The sequence below is a fragment of the Oleiphilus sp. HI0043 genome (assembly GCF_001634935.1).
In genome coordinates this window covers 1-932 of the sequence record NZ_LWEY01000614.1, presented here as the reverse complement: position 1 = coordinate 932, position 932 = coordinate 1, and the positions used below count along the sequence as shown (strand labels likewise).

At 43.3% G+C, this 932-nt stretch carries 1 protein-coding gene; it reads right to left on the bottom strand.

Annotated elements, in window-relative coordinates; genetic code table 11:
- Positions 1–27 precede the first annotated feature (27 nt).
- The gene (locus tag A3729_RS07550) at positions 28–660 is read right to left on the bottom strand and encodes a YceH family protein (RefSeq protein ID WP_068507027.1); all 633 of its coding nucleotides are present in this window, start codon (positions 658–660) and stop codon (positions 28–30) included.
- Between the last annotated feature and the right edge of the window lie 272 nt (positions 661–932).

Here is a 932-nt window from a genome sequence, read left to right as displayed (position 1 = left end):
GCTCTATTCGCTATTATTAGTGTTTGCTTACTGCTTCTGCTCCATCAGCCAAGCGACTTGTTTCTCAAGCTCTTCAATTCGAGCGAAGAGCTCATCTGAAGACGCTGAAGAGTCGCTTACTGGTGTTGAAGGCTCTTGTATTTGCGTCATATCAGGCTCCCCACTGAGCAGGTGCATATAACGATCTTCCCGCTGTCCGGCAGACGACGGTAAGCGACACATCAATGGTGTTGTTCTGTTTAGCAGCTTATCGACTAAAGCAATTAGTTCTTCTGGCCCTGAAAACTCATACATTCTGCGGGTTCGGGTGAGAAGCTCATTCACCGTCTGCGGGCCTCGCAGCAAGAGCATGCAAAAGATAGCGTGCTCTGCGTCATTCATATGATATTCACGCGTCAGACGCTGGTCATATTTATCCGCTCTTGAACCGTACTCAAATTTTACCAAGGCCCGCTTCTGTAAGTCATAAAGGCTCTGTTGAACATCACCTTCAGAAAGATCCATCACCGGTTCACGGCTAGTTTTCTGATTGCAGGCTGTCACCAGGCTATTGAGCGTTAAAGGATAGACATCGGGTGTGGTTAGCTGTTTCTCCATCAAGGCCCCCAAAATACGAGCTTCGACTAATGACAAGATGGAAGAAGAATCATGTTCACTCATTTATGATTTATGCCTTTTGTTATATTTTAGTGAATTTGTCGATTTTAACGTGTGTCTTTATCAATTACACGACTTATTGAAACAGCAATTATTGGACATCGGATCTATCCTCTGCATACTTATATAGCATAGTTTTTAGCACCAAGGCACTCTAGGACAATTACTTAAAAGGATATATCTATGAGCAAGCCGCTCATTATGATAGTTGATGATGAACCTATCAATTTACGTCTACTTTCTGAAGCACTCAAATCCGAGTTCGATCTTATTGC